Annotated in this window: 17 protein-coding genes; 12 read left to right on the forward strand and 5 right to left on the reverse strand. The window is 65.0% G+C overall.

Features of this window, described 5'->3' with window-relative positions; translation table 11 throughout:
- The first annotated feature begins 18 nt into the window (after positions 1-18).
- The 5 genes from SIN08_RS18265 to SIN08_RS18285 all read left to right on the forward strand — a co-directional run bounded on the left by SIN08_RS18265 (position 19) and on the right by SIN08_RS18285 (position 4,103).
- Entirely contained in the window at positions 19-702 is a 684-nt protein-coding gene (locus tag SIN08_RS18265; protein WP_322453031.1) for a hypothetical protein, read from the forward strand.
- 158 nt (positions 703-860) lie between these two features.
- Positions 861-1,523: a thiamine phosphate synthase gene (locus SIN08_RS18270; protein ID WP_322453032.1), complete on the forward strand. Its 663-nt coding sequence runs from the start codon at positions 861-863 to the stop codon at positions 1,521-1,523.
- Positions 1,520-2,521, forward strand: a complete 1,002-nt coding sequence (locus SIN08_RS18275) for a tetratricopeptide repeat protein (protein ID WP_322453033.1) — start codon at positions 1,520-1,522, stop codon at positions 2,519-2,521. Before SIN08_RS18270 ends, SIN08_RS18275 begins: the two co-directional genes overlap by 4 nt.
- A gap of 187 nt (positions 2,522-2,708) precedes the next feature.
- Complete coding sequence (efp, locus tag SIN08_RS18280) at positions 2,709-3,272, forward strand: elongation factor P (RefSeq protein WP_322453034.1); 564 nt, start codon at positions 2,709-2,711, stop codon at positions 3,270-3,272.
- Positions 3,273-3,308: 36 nt separating this feature from the next.
- Positions 3,309-4,103, forward strand: coding sequence for an inositol monophosphatase family protein (locus tag SIN08_RS18285; protein WP_322453035.1), 795 nt, complete (start codon positions 3,309-3,311; stop codon positions 4,101-4,103).
- On the opposite strand, the gene SIN08_RS18290 is transcribed toward SIN08_RS18285, so the two are convergent.
- Positions 4,085-5,002 (reverse strand): NAD-dependent epimerase/dehydratase family protein, encoded by a 918-nt coding sequence (locus SIN08_RS18290; protein WP_322453036.1) that lies wholly within the window; start codon positions 5,000-5,002, stop codon positions 4,085-4,087. The genes SIN08_RS18285 and SIN08_RS18290 overlap by 19 nt on opposite strands.
- 220 nt (positions 5,003-5,222) lie before the next feature.
- Here SIN08_RS18290 and SIN08_RS18295 point away from each other — a divergent pair, with 220 nt between their 5' ends.
- The 4 genes from SIN08_RS18295 (at position 5,223) to SIN08_RS18310 (ending at position 8,560) form a co-directional block, all read left to right on the forward strand.
- Entirely contained in the window at positions 5,223-6,239 is a 1,017-nt protein-coding gene (locus SIN08_RS18295; RefSeq protein ID WP_322453037.1) for a MotA/TolQ/ExbB proton channel family protein, read from the forward strand.
- Entirely contained in the window at positions 6,239-7,270 is a 1,032-nt protein-coding gene (locus SIN08_RS18300) for a peptidoglycan -binding protein (RefSeq protein WP_322453038.1), read from the forward strand. Before SIN08_RS18295 ends, SIN08_RS18300 begins: the two co-directional genes overlap by 1 nt.
- Positions 7,271-7,389: 119 nt before the next feature.
- The gene (locus SIN08_RS18305) at positions 7,390-7,701 is read left to right on the forward strand and encodes a hypothetical protein (RefSeq protein ID WP_322453039.1); all 312 of its coding nucleotides are present in this window, start codon (positions 7,390-7,392) and stop codon (positions 7,699-7,701) included.
- A 64-nt stretch (positions 7,702-7,765) separates the two neighbouring features.
- Complete coding sequence (locus SIN08_RS18310; protein WP_322453040.1) at positions 7,766-8,560, forward strand: 3-hydroxybutyrate dehydrogenase; 795 nt, start codon at positions 7,766-7,768, stop codon at positions 8,558-8,560.
- A gap of 20 nt (positions 8,561-8,580) precedes the next feature.
- Here the strand turns inward: SIN08_RS18310 and SIN08_RS18315 are convergent, their stop codons facing one another.
- Entirely contained in the window at positions 8,581-9,180 is a 600-nt protein-coding gene (locus SIN08_RS18315) for a helix-turn-helix domain-containing protein (RefSeq protein ID WP_322453041.1), read from the reverse strand.
- 286 nt (positions 9,181-9,466) lie between these two features.
- Between SIN08_RS18315 and SIN08_RS18320 the strand changes: the two genes are divergently transcribed.
- The 3 genes from SIN08_RS18320 (at position 9,467) to SIN08_RS18330 (ending at position 14,025) form a co-directional block, all read left to right on the forward strand.
- Entirely contained in the window at positions 9,467-10,597 is a 1,131-nt protein-coding gene (locus SIN08_RS18320; protein WP_322453042.1) for an efflux RND transporter periplasmic adaptor subunit, read from the forward strand.
- Positions 10,598-10,617: 20 nt separating this feature from the next.
- The gene (locus tag SIN08_RS18325) at positions 10,618-13,782 is read left to right on the forward strand and encodes an efflux RND transporter permease subunit (protein ID WP_322453043.1); all 3,165 of its coding nucleotides are present in this window, start codon (positions 10,618-10,620) and stop codon (positions 13,780-13,782) included.
- 84 nt (positions 13,783-13,866) lie between these two features.
- Complete coding sequence (locus SIN08_RS18330) at positions 13,867-14,025, forward strand: DUF3309 family protein (RefSeq protein WP_322453044.1); 159 nt, start codon at positions 13,867-13,869, stop codon at positions 14,023-14,025.
- 45 nt (positions 14,026-14,070) lie between these two features.
- Here SIN08_RS18330 and SIN08_RS18335 read toward each other — a convergent pair whose 3' ends face one another.
- From SIN08_RS18335 to SIN08_RS18345, 3 genes are all read right to left on the reverse strand, one after another.
- Entirely contained in the window at positions 14,071-15,252 is a 1,182-nt protein-coding gene (locus tag SIN08_RS18335) for an MFS transporter (protein ID WP_322453045.1), read from the reverse strand.
- Between the two features lie 207 nt (positions 15,253-15,459).
- Entirely contained in the window at positions 15,460-18,924 is a 3,465-nt protein-coding gene (gene pyc, locus SIN08_RS18340; protein ID WP_322453046.1) for a pyruvate carboxylase, read from the reverse strand.
- 139 nt (positions 18,925-19,063) lie between these two features.
- Complete coding sequence (locus SIN08_RS18345; protein ID WP_322453047.1) at positions 19,064-20,164, reverse strand: branched-chain amino acid ABC transporter substrate-binding protein; 1,101 nt, start codon at positions 20,162-20,164, stop codon at positions 19,064-19,066.
- Between the last annotated feature and the right edge of the window lie 170 nt (positions 20,165-20,334).

Genomic DNA, 20,334 nt, shown 5'->3' on the forward strand with positions numbered 1-20,334 from the left:
ACCTGAAAGATTCCGGGCATGGTAGTTCGCATGTTTCGGGGCATTTTTAAGCGTATCCCCTTCGTCGAAAGCCTGCGCGCTTTCCTTGAACAGTGGGGAATGTGGAACGCGATTGCTGGTGCAGTTGGCGTCGCCGGAGCGGGTATTATGACCGCTTGGGCCTGGCTGGAATCCAATCTCCCCTACTGGGGAATTGCCAGTGTTTTCGCCATGACACTCGTTGTAATCCTTGCCGGGATGAATTTTGCCTACGGTCTATTCCTCAAGCGAAAGCAGTCAGCCTTTCTGGACCGCGTGGTAACAATCGACCGGGATGCGCTCGCTGATGAACTAGAAGATATGAGCCGGAAGGTGGCAGGGTTGGTTGGAGAATTCCGCGGCCCCATGCAGGAGGCGTGGTGGAAGGACTCGGCAAATCGAGACCCTAGTACGCTTCGCGAATCCCACACCCGCATTGAAGGTCAACTTATCGAAAAATATTCATATCGGCACGGTGCCGATGTGTGGCGCCTGATCCGCCGCGCGTCCAAAGTAGTGCCGGTCGACCGCGGCGACATCTGGCAAATCCAACATGGTGTTCGGGGCGAGCATGATTTGATCAACGTTTATATGTTTCTCGCCTCACTTGCGGACGATGTGCGTTCCCCCAAAGCGCCCATTCCTATGACTGACCGCCGCACAGTGGAAAAGGTTACGGGCTAGTTTCTGTTTTGAGGGATTTGCGCCGCTCCGGCAGCGGGGTTGGTGCCCTTTCCACAAAGGTCAGAAAATCCAAGATCCTTGTCGCCCGCGCGCCCCTCCGCTATGCCCCAATCAGACCAAAATGGGTGGCCAGAAGGAGAGCCGGGCAATGGAAATCCATGAGTGAAACCAGCACACCCAACCGCTGCCGCCTCGTGCTGATCGCCCCGCCAGCGGGCGAGGGCATGCTCGAGCGCGTCGACGGCGCGCTTGCCGGCGGAGACGTCGCTTCGCTCGTCATTCCCACCTACGGCGCCGACGAAGCGGCCTTCCAGGAACATGCGGAGCGGCTGACCCGAATGGCGCAGGCCCGCGGCGTTGCCGCCATTATCGCGGGCGAGCCGCGCATCGCCGCCCGTGTCGGCGCCGATGGTGTCCACATCGAAGGAACGAAGGCGGAGCTTGCCGAGGTGATCGGCAAGCACCGGGCGAAGATGATGGTCGGCTGCGGCGGAGCGAAGAACCGCGACAACGCGCTGGAACTCGGCGAGACGCAGCCCGACTACATCTTTTTCGGCCGTTTCGGCTATGACGGCAAACCTGAGCCGCACCCGCGCAATCTTGCGCTGGGCGAATGGTGGTCGCAGTTGGTGGAGATTCCCTGTATCGTGCTCGCCGGCGCGGATATCGCCTCGGTGGACGATGTCGCGCGGACCGGTGCGGAGTTCGTCGCCCTGGGCAACGCCGTCTTCGCCGCCGGCGCCGATCCGGCGCAAATGGTCGCAGAGGCAAATGCGCGGCTCGACACGCACGCACCGAGATTGGACGATCTGGCGAAATGAAGCCGAAGCAGTTCCCGCCCTTCCGCCTCGTCGTATTCGCGCTGGCCGCAGTCGTGGCCTGGTCCGCCGCCCCCGCGCAGGGGGTGGACGGGACGGAAAGCGGCGCCGAGGAGCGGCAGGAGGCTCCCTTCGAGCTGAAACGGCCCACCCTGGAGAACGTCGATCCCCGGCGCTTCGGTAAACGGGAGGATGCCGCCTTCGGCGCGTTTCAGCGCGGCTATTACCTCACCGCCCTGAAGCTCGCCCGTCCGCGCGCCGAGGCCGGCGATCCCGCCGCGCAGACCCTGATGGCGGAGATTTATGCCCGTGGGCTGGGGGTCGCCAAGGACGTGGAGAAGGCGGCTGAACTGTACGCCGAGGCGGCCAAGCAGGGCATACCGGAAGCGCAGATGCAGTATGCGCTGATCCTCATCGACGGCAGCCTCGTGGAGAAAGATCCCGAACAGGCCCTGACGCTGATGCGCAGCGCGGCGGAAGCCGGCGAGCCGCTCGCCCAGTTCAATCTTGCGCAGATGATGATGGAGTCGGGCTCCTCGGTCGACGAGGCGGTGAGATGGTACGAGCGCGCCGCCTCAGCGCGCCTGCCCGACGCGCAATATGCGATGGCGCAGATCCATACGCACGGCGTCGGCCACAAGCAGCAGGACGAAGCCGAAGCGCTCCGCTGGCTGCGCAAGGCGGCCCGCCAGAACTACGACACCGCCCAGCTCGACCTCGGCACCTGGCTGGTCGAGGGGCGTGGCGGAAAGGCCGATCCGAAAAAGGGCTTCGCATGGCTGAAACGCGCGGCCGAAAGCGGCAACATCGCCGCCCAGAACCGTGTCGCCAAGCTCTACCGAGCCGGCATCGGCGTCGAAGCCGATTCTGTGCTCGCCGCCGCATGGTATATCCTGGCCCGCCGCGCCGGTCTGGAAGATCCCGAAATGAAGGGCTTCATGGCGGGGCTCACCGACGAAGAGCTGAAGGAAGCCGTCGAGCGGGCCAATCGGCTGCGGTGAGCGAAAACAGGACAACGAGAGCCCGCTTGCTTTTGGTCGGCTCTTTTTCCATTGCCGCACCGGCCGACTGCCTCGCCCCACTCTCCCACTCCCCTGATCACCGCGACTTGCCTACACACCCGTTTTATGTTCTTGGAAGCTCCGGCCCGCGCCTGCGCGACGCACGAACACATCAGGACAGGTCAGGATGAAGATCAACGGCAATGAAATCCGGCCCGGAAACGTCATCGAGCACAATGGCGGTCTCTGGGTGGCTGTGAAGACCAACCACGTCAAGCCCGGCAAGGGCGGCGCCTACAATCAGGTCGAGATGAAGAATCTCATCGACGGCACCAAGCTCAATGAGCGCTTCCGTGCCGCCGAGACGGTCGAGAAGGTGCGCCTGGAGCAGAAGGAGTTCACCTATCTCTACGAGCAGGGGGACGCCCTGGTCTTTATGGATTCGGAGACCTACGAGCAGCTCGAATTGCAGAAGGACTTCGTCGGCGACCGCGCCGCCTTCCTGCAGGACGGCATGACCGTGACCGTCGAACTCTACGAGGAAAAGCCGATCGGCATCTCCCTGCCGGACCAGGTGACGCTGGAGATCGCCCAGGCCGACCCGGTGGTGAAGGGCCAGACGGCGGCCTCCTCCTACAAGCCCGCGGTTATGGAGAACGGCGTGCGCGTCATGGTGCCGCCCTTCATCAGCTCCGGCGAGAGGATCGTCGTCGACACCAATGAAATCACGTATGTGCGCCGCGCCGACTGAGGGCGCGCGCCATCCCAACCACGCATAGGATCGTTCATGCCGCGTTCGGCCATCATCAATGTCATGGTTCAGGCCGCCATGAAGGCGGGACGCTCGCTGGCGCGTGACTTCGGTGAGGTGCAAAACCTGCAGGTCTCGCTCAAGGGGCCGGGCGACTACGTCAGCCAGGCCGACCGCCGCGCCGAGGAAATCGCGTACGCAGAGCTGTCCCGGGTGCGCCCGGGCTATTCGTTCCTGATGGAGGAGCGCGGCGTGGTGGAAGGCGATGATCCCCAGCATCGCTGGCTCGTCGACCCCCTGGACGGCACCACGAACTTCCTGCACGGCATCCCCGTCTTCGCCGTTTCCATCGCGCTCGAGCGGCAAGGCCAGCTCGTGGCGGGTGTCGTCTACAACCCGGTCATGGACGAGCTTTATACGGCCGAGCGCGGCGCCGGCGCTTTCTTCAACGACCGGCGCATGCGCGTCGCCGCCCGCACGCGGCTGTCGGACAGCGTTCTCGGCACCGGCATTCCGCATCTGGGCCGCGGCAATCACGGCCAGACGCTCCTCGACATGCGCAACGTTATGGGCGAGGTATCGGGCATCCGCCGCCTCGGATCCGCTTCGCTCGATCTGGCCTATGTCGCGGCCGGACGTTTCGACGGCTTCTGGGAGGACGCACTCTCGCCGTGGGACATCGCCGCGGGCGTCCTGATGATTCGCGAGGCCGGCGGCTACGTCACCGACAGGAGCGGCAATCACGACGTCCTCGAGGCCAGTTCGATCGTCGCCGGCAACGAAACGATCCACCGCGCACTCCTCAAAGCGCTTCAGAAGAAGCCCGCCTGACCCTTCTTGCCGTGGTCCGCGTATTGCCGGCCCGAAGCCTCGATGGCATCGCTCGTCGTTTCGGGCGGCCTCCAGCCGAAGACATGCATGAAATTTGAGGGATCGACCGTCAGATCGCCGAGCAGGGTCTCGGCGAGTTGTCCGCGCCCGGCGACGCGCAAGCCAAGCCGCATGATGGACGGCGGGAAGGGCAGAAGGCGCGGCGGCCGGCCCATCCCGGCGCGCAGCCGGCTGAGGATCGTGCGCAGCGAGACCTGCTCGCGGTCGGCGATGTCGTAGGTGCCGCTGGCCCGGCCGGAAAGCGCGGCATCGAGCGCAACGCCGATCGCATCGCACAGATTGCCCACCGCGCAGAGGGAGCGCCGGTTGTCCACCCCGCCGAAGGGCAGCGGCAGGCCGCTCGCCGCGAGGCGCTGGAGCTTGGCCCAGTTGCCCGGCGCGTCGAAGCCGTAGACCAGCGGCGGCCGCAGCACGATTCCGGCCCGGTCCGCGCCCTCGCAGAAACGGCGCACGTGCTCTTCGCCCGCCCGTTTCGAAACGCCATAGGCATCCGCCGCTTCACGCGCGGCAATGCTGCCGAGGAAAACGAAAGCCTTTACCCCGGCAGCCGCGCAAGCCTCGACGAGCCGTCCGGTGCCGACGTCATTGACGGTGAAATACGCCGCTTCGGCCGCATCCGGGCGGTGCGCCACGCCGGCAAGGTGCACGACGGCATCCATGCCGGCGAGCGCGGGTGACCAGTCCGTCTCACCGTCGATCGCCCCGACGGGCACGAATTGCGCCGTGCTTTCACGCCGGTTCCGGCCCGCCTCCCTCACCGTGTGGCCGCGGCGGATCAGGATTGGCACGAGATGGCGGCCGATGAAGCCGGTGGCGCCGGTGACCAGGACCTTGGCCATGGACTCTCCTTCCGGAAGCGGTTCGTCCCGGCCATGCACTGTGCCGGGCGGACGCGCGCTTATTTCAATTTCGTCACAATTCCGTTTAGAGTCTCGACCAATCTCAGGCTCGGACCACCAGACGGGATTGGCTGCGCACCTTGAGCAATTTACGCTATAAGCACCGGTCACGGTGGCCGCGGCGTGATCGTCCGGACGGTCTAACACATTCGAGGAACAGATGGCCTTGCTGAAGTCGCTGGGGGCGGACAATCTCACCGCCGAAGAGAGATACGATCCGCGAAGCCTTTCCAGTCCACAGGTTTTCCTCTATTCGATGCTGATCTTCCTGGCGATCGTCGGCTTTGTGGCGGCCATTCTCTATCGTCAGATTTCCGCGGCGTTCCAGAGCAATCCCGGTCTCAACGGGCTTATCCTCGGTGTTCTTGCGATCGGCATCCTTCTCGCCTTCATGCAGGTGATAAGGCTTTTCAGGGAAGTGCGCTGGGTGAACTCCTTCCTCGCCGGCACGGAGGTGACGGAGCCGGTGCTTCTGGCGCCGATGAAGGCGCTGCTCAGCCGCTCCTCGGCCATGGCGCTGTCGACGTCCTCCATGCGCTCCATTCTCGATTCGATCGCCACCAGGCTCGATGAAAGCCGCGACATCTCGCGCTATCTGATCGGCCTGCTCGTCTTTCTCGGCCTGCTCGGCACCTTCTGGGGGCTTTTGCAGACCATCAGCTCGATCGGCGACACGATCCAGTCCCTCGATCCTGGCACGGGCAACGCCAACGACATCCTCGATTCGCTGAAGGCGGGGCTTTCCGCTCCGCTCGGCGGCATGGGCACGGCTTTTTCCTCCTCGCTTTTCGGTCTTTCGGGATCGCTCGTTCTCGGCTTCCTGGACCTGCAGGCCGGGCGGGCCCAGAACCGCTTCTACACCGAGTTGGAGAACTGGCTCTCCACGGTGACCGACCTGAGTTCCGACATGACCGAGGGCACCAGGAACGGCACGTCCGAGGAACTGCGGGAACTGGCGGAGAAGTTGCGCGCCGCCCAGGAGACCGGTGGCAGCAATCCGCGCACTGCCGCGGCGATGGCATCGCTCGCCGACGGCATTTCCGGCTTGGTGAAGAACATGCGCCAGGAGCAGCAGATGATGCGTGACTGGGTGGAAGCCCAGGCGGCGGACCAGAAGGCGATGCGCGAGACGTTGGAGAAAATCGCCGCCTCCCTGAAGAAACGGGAAAACAGCTGATGGCGCTGGCACGCGCCCGCCGCCGCGAACGCGGTGTCGACTATTGGCCCGGCTTCGTCGATGCCCTGGCGACCCTCCTGCTCGCCATCATGTTTCTGCTGTCGGTCTTTGTGCTGGCACAATTCTTCCTCAGTCAGGAAATCACGAGCCGCGACGCGGTGCTCGACCGGCTCAACGCCCAGGTGAACGAGCTGACGCAGCTTCTGGCGCTGGAGCGGGCCAACACGCAGGACGCCGAGGACACGATCGCCAGCCTGCGCTCCTCCCTCTCGGAAGCGGAAGCGGAGCGCTCGCGCCTTGAACAGCTTCTGGAAAGCGGCGCCGGCCAAAGCGAGGAAGCACAGGAACGCATCGGCGCACTGACAAGCGAGATCGAGGACGAAAGGCAGGTGAGCCAGCGCGCCCTGTCGCAGGTGGAGCTTCTGAACCAGCAAATCTCCGCGCTGAGGCAGCAGATCGGCGCGCTGGAGGCCGCGCTCGATGCATCGGAGCAACGCGACCAGCGCTCACGCGCCAAGATCGCCGATCTCGGGCGCCGTCTCAATGTCGCCCTCGCCCAGCGCGTGCAGGAATTGAACCGCTATCGCTCCGACTTCTTCGGCCGCCTGCGCGAGATCCTCTCCGACCGCGAGAACATACGCATCGTCGGCGACCGCTTCGTCTTCCAGTCGGAAGTGCTGTTCGCCTCCGGCGCCACGGAGATCAATCCCAACGGGCAGGAGGAGATGCAGAAACTGGCCGATGCCGTTCTCGACCTGCAGGAGGAGATTCCGCCGGAGATCAACTGGGTGCTCAGGGTCGACGGCCACACCGACGACGTGCCGCTTACCGGCACCGGCCGCTATCGCGACAACTGGGAGCTGTCGGCCGCCCGCGCCATCGCCGTGGTCAAGTTCCTGATCGACCAGGGCGTGCCGGCAAGCCGCCTGGTCGCCACCGGCTTCGGCGAGTACCAGCCACTCGACACCGCCGGCACGGCCGAGGCCCGCGCCCGCAACCGCCGTATAGAGCTCAAGCTGACGGAACGCTAAAAGGAGGCGTCCCGGCCCGCCCCAACCAGCACGAATGCCCGCCTTGCGCGTCGTGGAACCCGCTGCGCCTTGCAGCCGTTAGGTTTGCGCAAACAGAAAGGTTTATTGGGATGGCTGCCATGCATCACAGGTTCCACGACGATATGGGAGATGATCTGCGCGATCAGCTGACCAATCTTCGCGACGAAGTTGCTTCCTTGAGAAAGCAGGTCGCGCGCAGTGGCCGGCGCGGATACGGCGACGTCCGCCACATGGGCGCCGAGACCGCGGACCGGATGCGCGACTATGCCGAACACGCCCTGCCGGAACTGCGCCGCAGCGCCCGGCATCTGCAGCAATCGGCGCGTGAGAATCCCACCGCCACGGCCACCATCGCCGCCGCCAGCCTTGTTGTCCTGGGGTTGGCCGCCGCGCTGATGATGCGCCGGTGATGGCGAAAGACCGCCTGCGCTTGGCAACGACCATCGCCTTGCATATGGTCGGCGGAAACCGACCATGGAGGCACGCGTGCGCGACTCAAGGACGGCGGTCATCACCGGCTCCACCTCGGGCATAGGGCTGGGCATTGCGCGGGGGCTGGCGGCCGATGGCTGCAACGTGGTTCTGAATTCCTTCACCGACAGCGATGAAGACCACGCCCTGGCCGAGGAGATCGCCCGCGAATACGCCGTGAAAGCGGCCTACCTCCAGGCCGACATGGCCGATGGGGCAGCCTGTCGACGCCTGGTGGACGAGACCGCCCGACGCTTCGGGTCGCTCGATATCCTGGTCAACAACGCCGGGATTCAGCACGTGGCCGCGGTCGAGGACTTTCCGCCGGAGAAATGGGATGCCGTTATCGGCATCAATCTTTCCTCGGCCTTCCACACCACTGCCGCGGCGATCCCGCACATGAGGCAGTGCAGCAGCGGCCGCATCGTCAATATCGCCTCCGCGCACGGCCTGCGGGCATCTCCCTTCAAATCGGCCTATGTCGCCGCCAAGCACGGCATGGTCGGCCTCACCAAAACCGTGGCGCTCGAGCTGGCCGAAGACCGCATCACCTGCAACGCCATCTGCCCCGGCTATGTTCTCACGCCCCTCGTGGAGGCGCAGATTCCCGACCAGATGAAAACCCACCGCATGGACCGGGACACGGTGGTGCGTGAGGTCATGCTGGCCAGACAGCCGACACGGGAATTCGCCACGGTCGAGCAGATCGCCACGGCGACCGTCTTCCTGTGCTCCGATGGCGCTGCCCAGATCACCGGCACTACGCTTTCAGTGGACGGCGGCTGGACCGCACAATAGTAGAACTCCGGAAAATGTGCTTACCGCGGCGCCAGCGCCAGCTCGATGAGCGTGATGAACTGACGCGCCGACTGAGCGGCTTGCGTGCCGCAAAGACCGTGCGCCTTCAGCCCCTCCAATATGTCGAACAGCATCTCCGCCAGCGCCTCGGCTGACAGGCCGTTGTCCTCCAGCCGCACGCCCCGGGAACGCGCCTCCTCGCGGATCGCATCGGCGAAACCGGCGACCATGCTGGTGCGCCAATCGGCGACCAGATCGGATGCGATGTTGTGGTTCACGTCGACCAGTTCTTCGCCATGGGGCGATTCCTCGATGAGACGGAAGAGGCGGAACAGTCCGCGGTCGAGCGCTTCGAACAGCCGCTCGCCCAACCGCAGGTCTTCCTGCAAGGCCTCGCGCGCCGCCTGGTGCGACTGCTCCAGCATCGCCCGCGTCACGGCGCGGAAAATATCCGCCTTGTTGCGGAACAGCAGATAGATGGCGGGACGTGAAATCTCCACCGCGCGCGCGATATCGTCCATGGTCGCACGTGAGTAACCATAGGCCAGGAAAACGCTGCGTGCACCTTCGATGATACGTGTCCGCCGCGCATCTTCGGGATTGTCTTTAGCTTCTTTCAAGGTGGTTTCTGCCATAGTAAAATAGGTTGTTGACAAAATGACGGATTTTGTCAATGTGTCCGCGCCTCGGCGACGCCTTGGCGTGAGGAATTTGCGCGGATCGATCCAACGGAAGGGGACCCCTGTCAGGAGAGGCCCTCCAGGACATTTTTTGGCAGGCTGATGATGCTATAGGACTGTAGGATCGCTTCTTCGTTCCGTAACGTGATTGAACCGTTCGGCCGCCGAGGCCATATGCTTCTTGTTTTGCGGTGTTCCGCCCCGGTCTAGCACACTGGAAATCGACATGCCCAAGGTGAAGTTCCACAAGATCGCGGCCGTGGCGGTGCTCATTGCGACAGCTGCCTGGATCGCCACCGGTGAATTCTCGTCCGTCGGCAGCGCGACCCAGGAGGCGGAAGCCGCACGCGCCGAGGCCGAGCCCGAACGTCCGGCCGAGGTCAAGACCGTGCAGGCAACCATGCCGTCCCGCCTCGAGCATGCCCGCACGATCCGCATTTCCGGCCAAACCGAAGCCGACAAGCGGGCCGTGCTCGCCGCCCGCACCGCCGGCATCGTCGATGAGTTCCCCGTCTCGGAAGGCGAGGCCGTCGAGAAGGGCGACCTGATCATGCGCCTCGAGGCCGAAGGCAAGGAAGCCGCCGTGGAGTCGGCGCGCCAGGCGCTCGCGCAGCGCGAGGCGGAAGCAGCCGCGGCCGAACGTCTCGCCGAGAGCGGCAACATGGCACGGCTTCAGCTCGATGCGGCCCGGTCCGCGCTTGCGAGCGCCCGGTCCGCGCTGGAAGTGGCGGAGGCCGACCTCGACCGCACCAAGGTCTTCGCGCCCTTTCCCGGTGTTGTCGACCGCATCGACGTCGAGGAAGGCAGCGGCCTCCAGCAGGGGGCGGAGATCGCCACGCTTCTGAAGCTCGATCCCATACTCGCCGTCGGCGAGGTCAGCGAGCGCGATCTCGGCCTGGTCAGGAAAGGCGGCGAGGCCGAGGTGCGGCTTGTCAGCGGCGAGACGTTTCGCGGCACGATCCGGCATATCAGCCGCGCCGCTTCTCCGCAGACGAGGACGTTCCGCATCGAGGTGGCCATCCCCAACCCCGACGGCACCGTTCCCGCGGGCATGACGGCCGAGATCGCCGTCGAAGGCAAGATGGTGGAGACCGTCGCGCTGCCGCGCTCGGTCGTCACGCTCAACCAGGACGGCGAACTCGGCGTGCGCGGTGTGGACCGGTCGGGCAAGGTGGATTTCTTCCCGATCGACATCGTCGACGACACGCCGCAAGCCCTCTACCTTGCCGGCATTCCCGCCGACACCCGCGTCATCGTGGCCGGTCAGGACCTCGTCACCGACGGCGAGACGGTGAACGTCCAGATGGCTGATGAGAACGATCTGGCCGGCTCCGTGCTGGGCAAGGCCACCCAGTAGGACGTACGGGACCCAGGCTGATGGATATTGTCCGAATCGCCATCCGCAACGCGCGGCTGACGCTCTCCATCCTGCTGTTTTTCGTAGTGGCGGGTGCGCTGGCCTATCAGAGCATCCCCAAGGAGGCGGAACCGGACGTCCCGATCCCGGTGATCTATGTCAGCCTCGCCTATCAGGGCATCTCGCCGGAGGATTCGGAGCGGCTGCTCCTGCGCCCCATGGAGACGGCGCTGAAGGGCCTCGAAGGCGTGAAGGAGATGCGCTCCGCCGCCTATGAAGGCGGTGGCTACGTGCTGATCGAATTCCAGGCCGGCTACGACTTTTCCGATGCCATCGACGACGTGCGCGCCAACGTCTCCGACGCGCGGCGCGACCTGCCTTCGGCGGCGGAGGAGCCGACGGTCCACGAGGTCAACGTCTCTGAGTTCCCGATCCTCGTCGTCACCCTGTCGGGCAATCTCCCCGAACGCGTTCTGTCGAATGCCGCCAAGGATCTGCGCGACCGCATCGAGGAGATACCCGGCGTTCTCGAAGGTGCTCTCCAGGGTGCGCGCGACGAGCTCGTGGAGGTGATCATCGACCCGGTGAAGCTGTCCTCCTACGGGCTGGAGCTCGACCAGCTCGTCAGCGCCGTCAACAGCTCCAACAGCCTGGTGGCCGCCGGCGCGCTGGAGGGCTCGGAGGGGCGTTACGCGGTCAAGGTCCCATCGCTCATCGAGAATGTCGAAGACGTGGCCGGGTTGCCGATCGTGGCAACGTCCGACGCGGTAATCCGGGCGCGGGATCTGGCAACCGTGCGCTCCACCTTCACCGATGCCGAGACCATCACCCGGCTCGACGGCCACAGCGCCATCGCCATCGAGGTGAAGAAGCGCGTCGGCGCCAACCTGGTGGAGACGGTGGATGCGGTGAAGGCTGCATCGCACGAATTCGTCGACAATCTTCCCGGCGGCGTTCAGGTCACCTTCAGCCAGGACAAGTCGGTGATGATCCGGGACATGTTGAGCGATCTGCAGAACCATGTGCTGATCGCCGTCATCCTGGTCTTCATCATCGTCCTCTACACGCTCTCCGGCCGGGCCTCGATGCTCATCGGCCTGGCGGTGCCCGCCTCCTTTCTCATGGGCATCTATTTTCTCTCGCTCGCCGGCTACACGGTCAATATGGTCGTGCTGTTCAGCCTGATCCTGGCGGTCGGCATGCTGGTGGACGACGCCATCATCGTCACCGAGTTCGCCGAACGGCGCATGACGGAAGGCATGCCGCGGGCGCAAGCCTTCGAGCTTGCCGCCAAGCGCATGGCCGGGCCGGTGATCGCCGCGACCCTGACGCGCATCGCCGCCTTCTCGCCGCTGCTCTTCTGGCCCGGCGTGGTCGGCGAGTTCATGAAATACCTGCCGATCACGCTGATCGTCACACTGTCGGCATCCATGCTCTACGCGCTCATCTTCACGCCCACGCTGGGAGCGCTGATCGCCAAGGCGCATGTGCGCGAAGAGCCGCCGCCGGACGGGTGGTATGTCCGCCTCGTCAGGAGAGCCATCCATTATCCCAAAACCGTTCTTCTCTTGACGGTGGCGCTGCTCGTCGGCGTCCAGGTGGCCTATTCCAAATATGGCGCCGGCGTCGAGTTCTTCCCCGACGTCGAGCCGGAATACGGGCTGATGTACGTGCACGCGCGCGGCAATCTCTCGCTGGAAGAGATGGACCGGCTGGTGCGCCCGGCGGAGGAGAAGCTGATCGGCTGGCCGGGCATCGAATCGGTCTACACCCGCATCGGACAGACCCGCGGCGGCGGTCAGGACATTGACGAGGATGTGGTCGGTATTCTCCAGTACGAGTTCATCGACTGGCGCGAGCGCAAGCCGGCGAGCGAGATTCTCGACGACCTGCGCGCGGAGATGGCCAACATGCCCGGTGTGGAGGTCGAGGTGCGTGTGCCGGAAGCCGGCCCGCCGACCGGACAGCCGATCCAGGTGCAGCTTTCCGCCTCCGATCCGGACGGCCTCGACGCGCAGGCCATGCAGGTTGCCGATATGCTGCGCCGGATCGACGGCGTCATCGACATCTCCAACGGCCTTCCTCCGCCGGGCATCGACTGGGCGGTGCAGGTTGACCGCGCGAAGGCCGCCCAGTACGGCATCAGTCCCGTTTCGGTCGGTACCGTGGTGCAACTCGTCACCAACGGCCTGAAGCTCTCCGAATACCGTCCGCCCGGCGTCGACGACGCCGTGGACATCCGCCTGCGCCTGCCGGAGGACCGGCGCACGCTCTCCACCCTGGACCAGCTTCGCGTGCAGACCGCCGAAGGTCCGGTGCCGATCTCCAATTTCGTCACCCGCGAACCGGAGCGCAGCAGCGGAATCCTGAACCGCATCGACGCGCGGCGCACCATCACCGTCACGGCGAATATCGCCAGCGGCTATCAGGTGGCCGAGGTGCAGCAGCAGGTGACCTCCGAGCTTGAAGGCATGGATTTCGGCGCCACACGGTGGAAGCTGGCCGGCTCCAGCGAGGAGAGCGACGAGGCGGCCTCCTTCCTCTCCAAGGCGTTCGCCGCGGCGATCTTCCTCATCTTCGTGGTGCTCCTCGCCCAGTTCAACAAGTTCACCAGCGTCTTCCTGGTGCTGATGACCGTGGTCATGGCGACGATCGGCGTCTTCCTCGGCCTGCTGATCACCAATCAGCCCTTTGGCATCGTCATGTCCGGCATTGGCGTCATCGCGCTGGCCGGCGTGGTGGTGAACAACAACATCGTGCTGATCGATACCTATGACCGGCTGCGCGACGAAGGGATGAACAAGTACGATGCGATCATCCAGACCTGCCGCGAGCGCGTGCGCCCGGTGCTCCTGACGGCGATTTCGGCCGTGCTCGGCGTGCTGCCCATCGCCTTCGGTCTCGGTCTGGAGCTTTTCGACCACGAGGTCACTTTCGGGGCGCCGTCCACGCAGTGGTGGATCTCGCTGTCGGGCGCGATCGTCTACGGCCTCAGCTTCGCCACCGTTTTGACCCTGATCGTCACGCCCGCCGCGCTCATGGTGTTCACGCGCGAAACCCGGCCAGCCGGTGAGGCGCGGCGCAGCCTGCTGGGCCGCTTCCTGCAGCGCTTCAGGCGGCGCAAAGAGGGAGAGGCCGACCGGGACACTCAGCACGTAACCACCTTCCCGAGGGCCGCCGAGTAGAACCCAACCCGGTGCAGCATCGGAACCGGCTGCACCGGGTGCGCGTTATCCCCTCGCTACGCTCATATCGAGAGGGGAGACGCAATGTCGCTCGGCACAATTCTCATAATTATTCTGATACTCGTCCTCATCGGCGCAATTCCGACCTGGCCCCATTCACGAGGCTGGGGCTACGGCCCGTCGGGCATCATCGGGATCATCCTTGTCGTGATCCTCATTCTGGCATTGATGGGCAGAATATGACGCGGCGGCCGGCCTGAAGGGCCGGCACCTCAATGCCATCCGGCGTCAACCGTCCGAGGTGGGCGCCGGATGCGGTGCGATCGTGTCGGCCGGCCGCATCAGGTGGGCCATGAGCACCACCATGGCCAGAAGAACCGCGAACCCGGTAAAGACCGGAGCCAAACCGGTGTACTCGGCCACGAAGCCCACCAGCGAGGGTGCGGCCAGCATGCCCGAATAGCCGATCGTCGTCGCCACGCTCATACCGGCGGCGGAGGACATGCCTGGCTGATTGCCCGCTGCGGAAAAGGCGATGGGCACCATGTTGGCAATCCCGAGCCCGGTCAGCGCGAAGGCGCAGGTCGCCACGAGCGGGGTCGGCGCGATCCCGGCGCCCAGCATGCCTATGGCCGCCACGAGGCCGGAAAGGCGCATGGTCGCCACCGCCCCCAGCCTGTTGCGCACCCCATCGCCCAGAAAGCGCATCAAGGCCATCGCGCCCGAGAAGGCGGTAAAGGCGAGGCTCGCCGCGGCAAGGCTGGCGCCCATCTCCTGCCGCAGATAAAGCGCCGCCCAATCCAGAACCGCGCCCTCGGGCACCATCGAAAACAGCGCCACCACGCCGGTCAGATAGATGAGCGGGCTGCGCGGGAAGCCTTTGAGGCCACCTCCCGCGGTCAGCGCCGGCCTGTTTTCGACGATCAGCTTCGGAATAGCCAAAAGCACGAGCGCCAGCGCAACGACCGTCACGGCACCCGCGTGCGCCAGATGCCCCCACTGCTCGGCCACCACACCGCCCGCGCCGGCACCGGCGAAACCACCGAGGCTCCAGAAGCCATGCGAGGAGGACATGATGGCCCGTTGCAGCCGCCGCTCGACCACCACCGCATTGGCGTTCATGGCGATGTCCATGCTCCCCAGCAAGGCGCCGAACAGGATGAGCGCCGCCACCAGCGTCACCATGTTGGGCGCCGCCGCGACCGCCATGAGCGCGGAGGCGCACAAAATTCCCGCGACCCGCATCACGGCGCGGGAGCCCAGCCGCGTGATCAGATAGCCGCAAACGGGCATCGCCGACGCAGCCCCGAGGCCGAAGACGAGAATGAGCAGCCCCAGCACCGCCTCGCTCAGGGAAAACCGGGTGACCAGAAGCGGGATCTGCGGCGCCCAGCTTCCCACCATGAAGCCGTTGACGAAGAAGAAGGTCGCTACGGCCCAGCGGCCTTGAAGTGCGTCGTCCCGTGACATGCAACGTCCATCATTTGACCGTCGGCCGCCCCTGCAGCAGCGCTTGGAGCGGGTCGAGATTATGCCGAGTAATCGCCCGCCGCCGCGTCATCCGGAAGCGGCAGCAAGGCGGAGGCTGTCCGGGAACACACGCGGAGCCGGTCGCACCAGACCATTTTCGTTCTAAGCGGATTTAAATCGATTAAACGGGCGCGTCAAAGTGCCAGCTCAGCCATCTTGCAGGACCACGAGCAGATCCTTCGCGTCGATCTGATCACCGGCCTTCACCAACACCTCGGAAACCTTGCCGTCTTGCTCGGCATGCAACGCCGTCTCCATCTTCATCGCCTCGATGGACAGCAGCACGTCGCCCGCCTTGATCTCCTGCCCGGCAACCACGGCGACGGCGGAAACGACGCCGGGCATCGGCGCGCCGATATGCGCGGCATTCCCGGTTTCCGCCTTTCGCCGGACGGCCAATGCCGAGGCACCGTGCAGCCGGTCCGGCACCTTGACGCGGCGCGGCTGGCCGTTGAGTTCGAAAAACACCGTCACCATGCCCTTCTCGTCCGGCTCGCCGACCGCAAGGCATCGGATCACGAGCGTCTTGCCGCGCTCGATATCGACGAAGATCTCGTCCTCCTGCTCCATGCCGTAGAAATAGACCGGCGTCGGCAGCACGCTCACGGGACCGTAATTCTCGGTGGCGGTGGCGAAGTCGGTAAAGACCTTCGGATACATCAGCCACGAGGCGAATTCGAAGTCGCTCACGGCTCGGCCGAGCTTCTCTTCGAGCGCCGCGCGATCGCCCTCGAGGTCCGCCGGCGCAAGCAGCGAGCCGGGACGTACGGTGATCGGCTTCTCGCCCTTGAGTACCTTCTTCTGCAGCGCCTTCGGCCACCCGCCCGGCGCCTGGCCGAGATCGCCGTGCAACATGGAGATGACCGATTCGGGAAAGGCGATGTCCTTGTCCGGGTTCTCAACGTCGGCAACCGTGAGGTCCTGGCTGACCATCATCAGCGCCAAGTCACCCACGACCTTGGACGACGGCGTGACCTTGACGATGTCGCCGAACATCATATTGACATCCCGATAGGTGCGCGCCACGTCGTGCCACCGGGTCTCGAGCCCGAGCGAGCGCGCCTGTTCCTTCAGATTGGTGAACTGGCCGCCCGGCATCTCGTGCAGGTAGACTTCCGAGGCCGGCCCCTTCAGATCGCTCTCGAATGCCGCGTACTGGTTGCGCACCGCCTCCCAGTAGAAGGAGATGCGGCGGACCCATTCCATGTCGAGCCCGGTGTCGCGTTCGTCGCCCTTCAGCGCCTCGACGATAGAGCCGAGACAAGGCTGCGAGGTGTTGCCCGACAGCGCGTCCATGGCCGCATCCACCGCGTCGACGCCGGCTTCCGCGGCCGCCAGGACCGTCGCCGCCGAAATACCCGAGGTATCGTGCGTGTGGAAATGGATCGGCAGATCCGTCTCCTCGCGCAGTGCCTTGAAGAGGATGCGCGCGGCGGCCGGCTTCAGGAGCCCGCCCATATCCTTGATAGAGATGATGTGCGCGCCGGCCGCTTCCAGCTCCTTCGTCAGCTTGACGTAATATTTGAGGTCATACTTGGCGCGCGCCGGGTCGAGCATATCGCCGGTGTAGCAGATGGCCGCCTCGCACAGCTTGCCCTCCGCGCGCACGGCATCCATTGCCACGCGCATGTTCTCCACCCAGTTGAGACAGTCGAACACGCGGAAGAGATCGATGCCGCCGGCGGCGGCCTGGCGCACGAAGTACTGCACCACATTGTCCGGATAGTTCGTGTAGCCGACCCCGTTCGCCCCGCGCAAAAGCATCTGCATGAGCACGTTGGGGGCGGCCTCGCGGACGCGCTGCAGCCGCTCCCACGGGTCTTCGGTCAAGAACCGCATGGCCACGTCGAAGGTCGCCCCGCCCCAGCATTCGAGCGAAAGGAGCTCGGGCAGCGCCTTGGCGTAGACCCCGGCGATGCGGGCGATATCGAAGGTGCGCATGCGCGTGGCGAGCAGCGACTGATGCGCGTCGCGCATGGTCGTGTCGGTGACCAGGAGCCGCTTTTCCGCGCGCATCCACTTGGCGAAGTCTTCCGGTCCCAGACGGTCGAAGCGCTGCTTCGTGCCCTCGGGCACCTCGCCTTCCACATAAGGCACGCGCGGTGCGGCGATCTCCGCCTTGGGCCGGGGCCGGTCGCGCGTCTCCGGGTGTCCGTTCACCGTCACGTCGGCCAGATAGTTCAAAAGCTTCGTTGCCCGGTCCTGGCGCTTGACCTGGGTGAAGAGCTCGGGCGTCTCGTCGATGAAGCGGGTCGTGTAGCTTGCATCGCGAAAGCTCTGGTGACTGATGATCGCCTCAAGGAAGGTGAGGTTCGTCGCCACGCCGCGGATGCGGAACTCGCGCAAGGCCCGGTCCATCCGCAGGATGGCCTCCTCCGGCGTCGGCGCCCAGGCGGTCACCTTTTCCAGAAGCGGGTCGTAGAAGCGGGTGATCACGGCACCGGAATAGGCGGTGCCGCCGTCGAGCCGGATTCCGAAGCCGGTCGCCCCGCGATAGGCGGTGATGCGGCCGTAGTCGGGGATGAAGTTCTGCTCGGGATCCTCCGTGGTGATGCGGCACTGCAGCGCGTGGCCGTTCAGCTTGATGTCGGCCTGGGCCGGCACGCCGGACGCCGCCTCCCCGATGCGCTCGCCTTCCAGAATGTGGATCTGCGCCTTGACGATGTCGATACCGGTCACCTCCTCGGTGACCGTATGCTCGACCTGGATGCGCGGATTGACCTCGATGAAGTAGAAGGCGCCTGTGTCGGCGTCCATAAGAAACTCGACCGTTCCGGCACCGACATAATCGGTCGCCTCGGCGATCTTGCGCGCATAGCCGCAAAGCTCGGCCCGCTGCGCCTCGTCCAGATAGGGCGCCGGCGCACGCTCGACGACCTTCTGGTTGCGCCGCTGGATGGAGCAGTCGCGCTCGAAGAGATCAACGACGGTACCGTGGGTGTCGCCGAGGATCTGCACCTCCACGTGGCGCGCGCGCTCGACGAGCTTTTCCAGATAGACCTCGTCCTTGCCGAAGGCAGCCCGCGCCTCGCGCTTGGCCTCCGTCACCTCGCGCTCGAGGTCGGCCGCCGCGCGAATGACGCGCATGCCGCGCCCGCCGCCGCCCCACGAGGCCTTGAGCATCACCGGGAGGCCGACCTCCTCGGCCATCTTCTGAACGGCGTCCATGTCGTCCGGCAGCGGTGCCGTCGCCGGCACCACCGGCACGCCCACCTCCACCGCGAGATTGCGCGCGGCGACCTTGTTGCCGAGCTGGCGCATGGTCTCCGGCCTTGGGCCGATGAAGACGATGCCGTTGGCCGCACAGGCTTCGGCGAATTCGGGGCTCTCCGAAAGCAGCCCGTAGCCCGGATGAATGGCGTCGGCACCGGAGAGCTTTGCGACCCGGATCACCTCATCGATCGACAGATAGCTCTCGATGGGTCCGAGATCACGCTCAAGGTGGGGGCCGCGTCCCACCTGATAGGATTCGTCGGCCTTGAAGCGGTGCAGCGAATATTTGTCCTCCTCCGCCCAGATCGCGACCGTTTTGATGCCCAGCTCGTTGGCGGCGCGGAAGACACGGATGGCGATCTCGGAACGGTTGGCGACGAGGAGTTTCTGGATCTTCACTGGCATTGCTCCGGGTGTGAACTCGGGAATTGTTTAGCGTGCCCGCCATCCCGGTGCAAACCCCGTCATCTCGTCCCGAAGGAGAACGGCCCGGCATGTCTCCATGCCGGGCCGCCGGAACAAGCGTCTGCCTTTCGGCTTATTGCTCCAGATAGTCGTACTGGCCGTCATTCCACTCGTAGAAGACGTAACCGGGCAGCGTGACGTCGCCCTTGTCGTCGAATTCGAGCTCGCCGAGAACGGTCTCGAACGTGCCGGCGTCCAGCGCCTCGACCACCGGGTCGTAATCCGTGGAACCGGCTTCTTCGACCGCCTGCGCCCAGGCCTGGATGGCCGCATAGGTGTAGAGCGCGTAGCCCTCGGCCGTCTTGCCGGCGGCCAGCAGCGCATCGACCACCGGCTTGGCGATCTCGTTCTTGCGCGGATCGGGCGAGAAGGTCATCAGCGTGCCCTCGCCAGCGTCACCGGTGATGGCCCAGTACTCGTCAGTGACCAGCGCGTCACCCGACACGAGCAGCGTATCCATGCCCTGCTCGCGCATCTGCCGCACCATCAGGCCAGCCTCGGTGTGGTAGCCGCCGACATAGAGGACGTCGACGCCCTGTTGCTTCAGCTTGGAGACGAGCGCCGTATAGTCCTTCTCGCCGGCCGTATAGGCCTCGTAGAGTGCCGGCGTGCCGCCCGCCTCTTCATAGGCCGCCATGGTGGCGTCGGCGAGACCCTTGCCATAGGCCGTCTTGTCGTGGACGAAGGCGACCTTCGCGTCGGGGAAGTTCTCCATCAGGAACTGGCCCGCCACGTCGCCCTGCTGGTCGTCGCGGCCGCAGACGCGGTAGACGCCCGGACCGGGGCGGTTGTCGGTGAAGGACGGATTGGTCGATGCCGGAGAGATCTGGATGATGCCCTCGTCGGCATAGACGTTCGAGGCGGGGATCGAGGAACCGGAGCAGAAGTGTCCGGCAACGAAGACCACGCCCTCGCCGGCGAACTGGTTCGCCACGGCCACGGCCTGCTTCGGATCGCAAGCATCGTCACCGACCTCGAGCCGCAGCATCTCGCCGTTGACGCCGCCCGCCTCATTGATGTCGGCGACGGCCTGCTCGGCACCGGCTTTCATCTGCGCGCCGAAGGAGGCGTACTGCCCGGTCATCGGCCCCGCCGTGGCGATAACGATATCGGCCCAGGCGGAGCCGGTCATCACGAGGCTGAGCGCCGCCCCGGCCAACAGTGTCTTTTTCATGACTACTCCCTTGAAAAACACCAGAGGTTCCCTTGTGCATTCCGGAAATGGTGTTCGGCTTTCCGGTTCTGCCCGCGCGGGATTTTCCCGCCTGACCGGCATGAAAGCCCAATTTCAAAGGGAAATAAAGACTTTCGGCCGGCAACCCGCATTCCGCACGCCTACCTCGT

Source organism: Chelativorans sp. M5D2P16, from assembly GCF_034427935.1.
Lineage (GTDB): Bacteria > Pseudomonadota > Alphaproteobacteria > Rhizobiales > Rhizobiaceae > Chelativorans.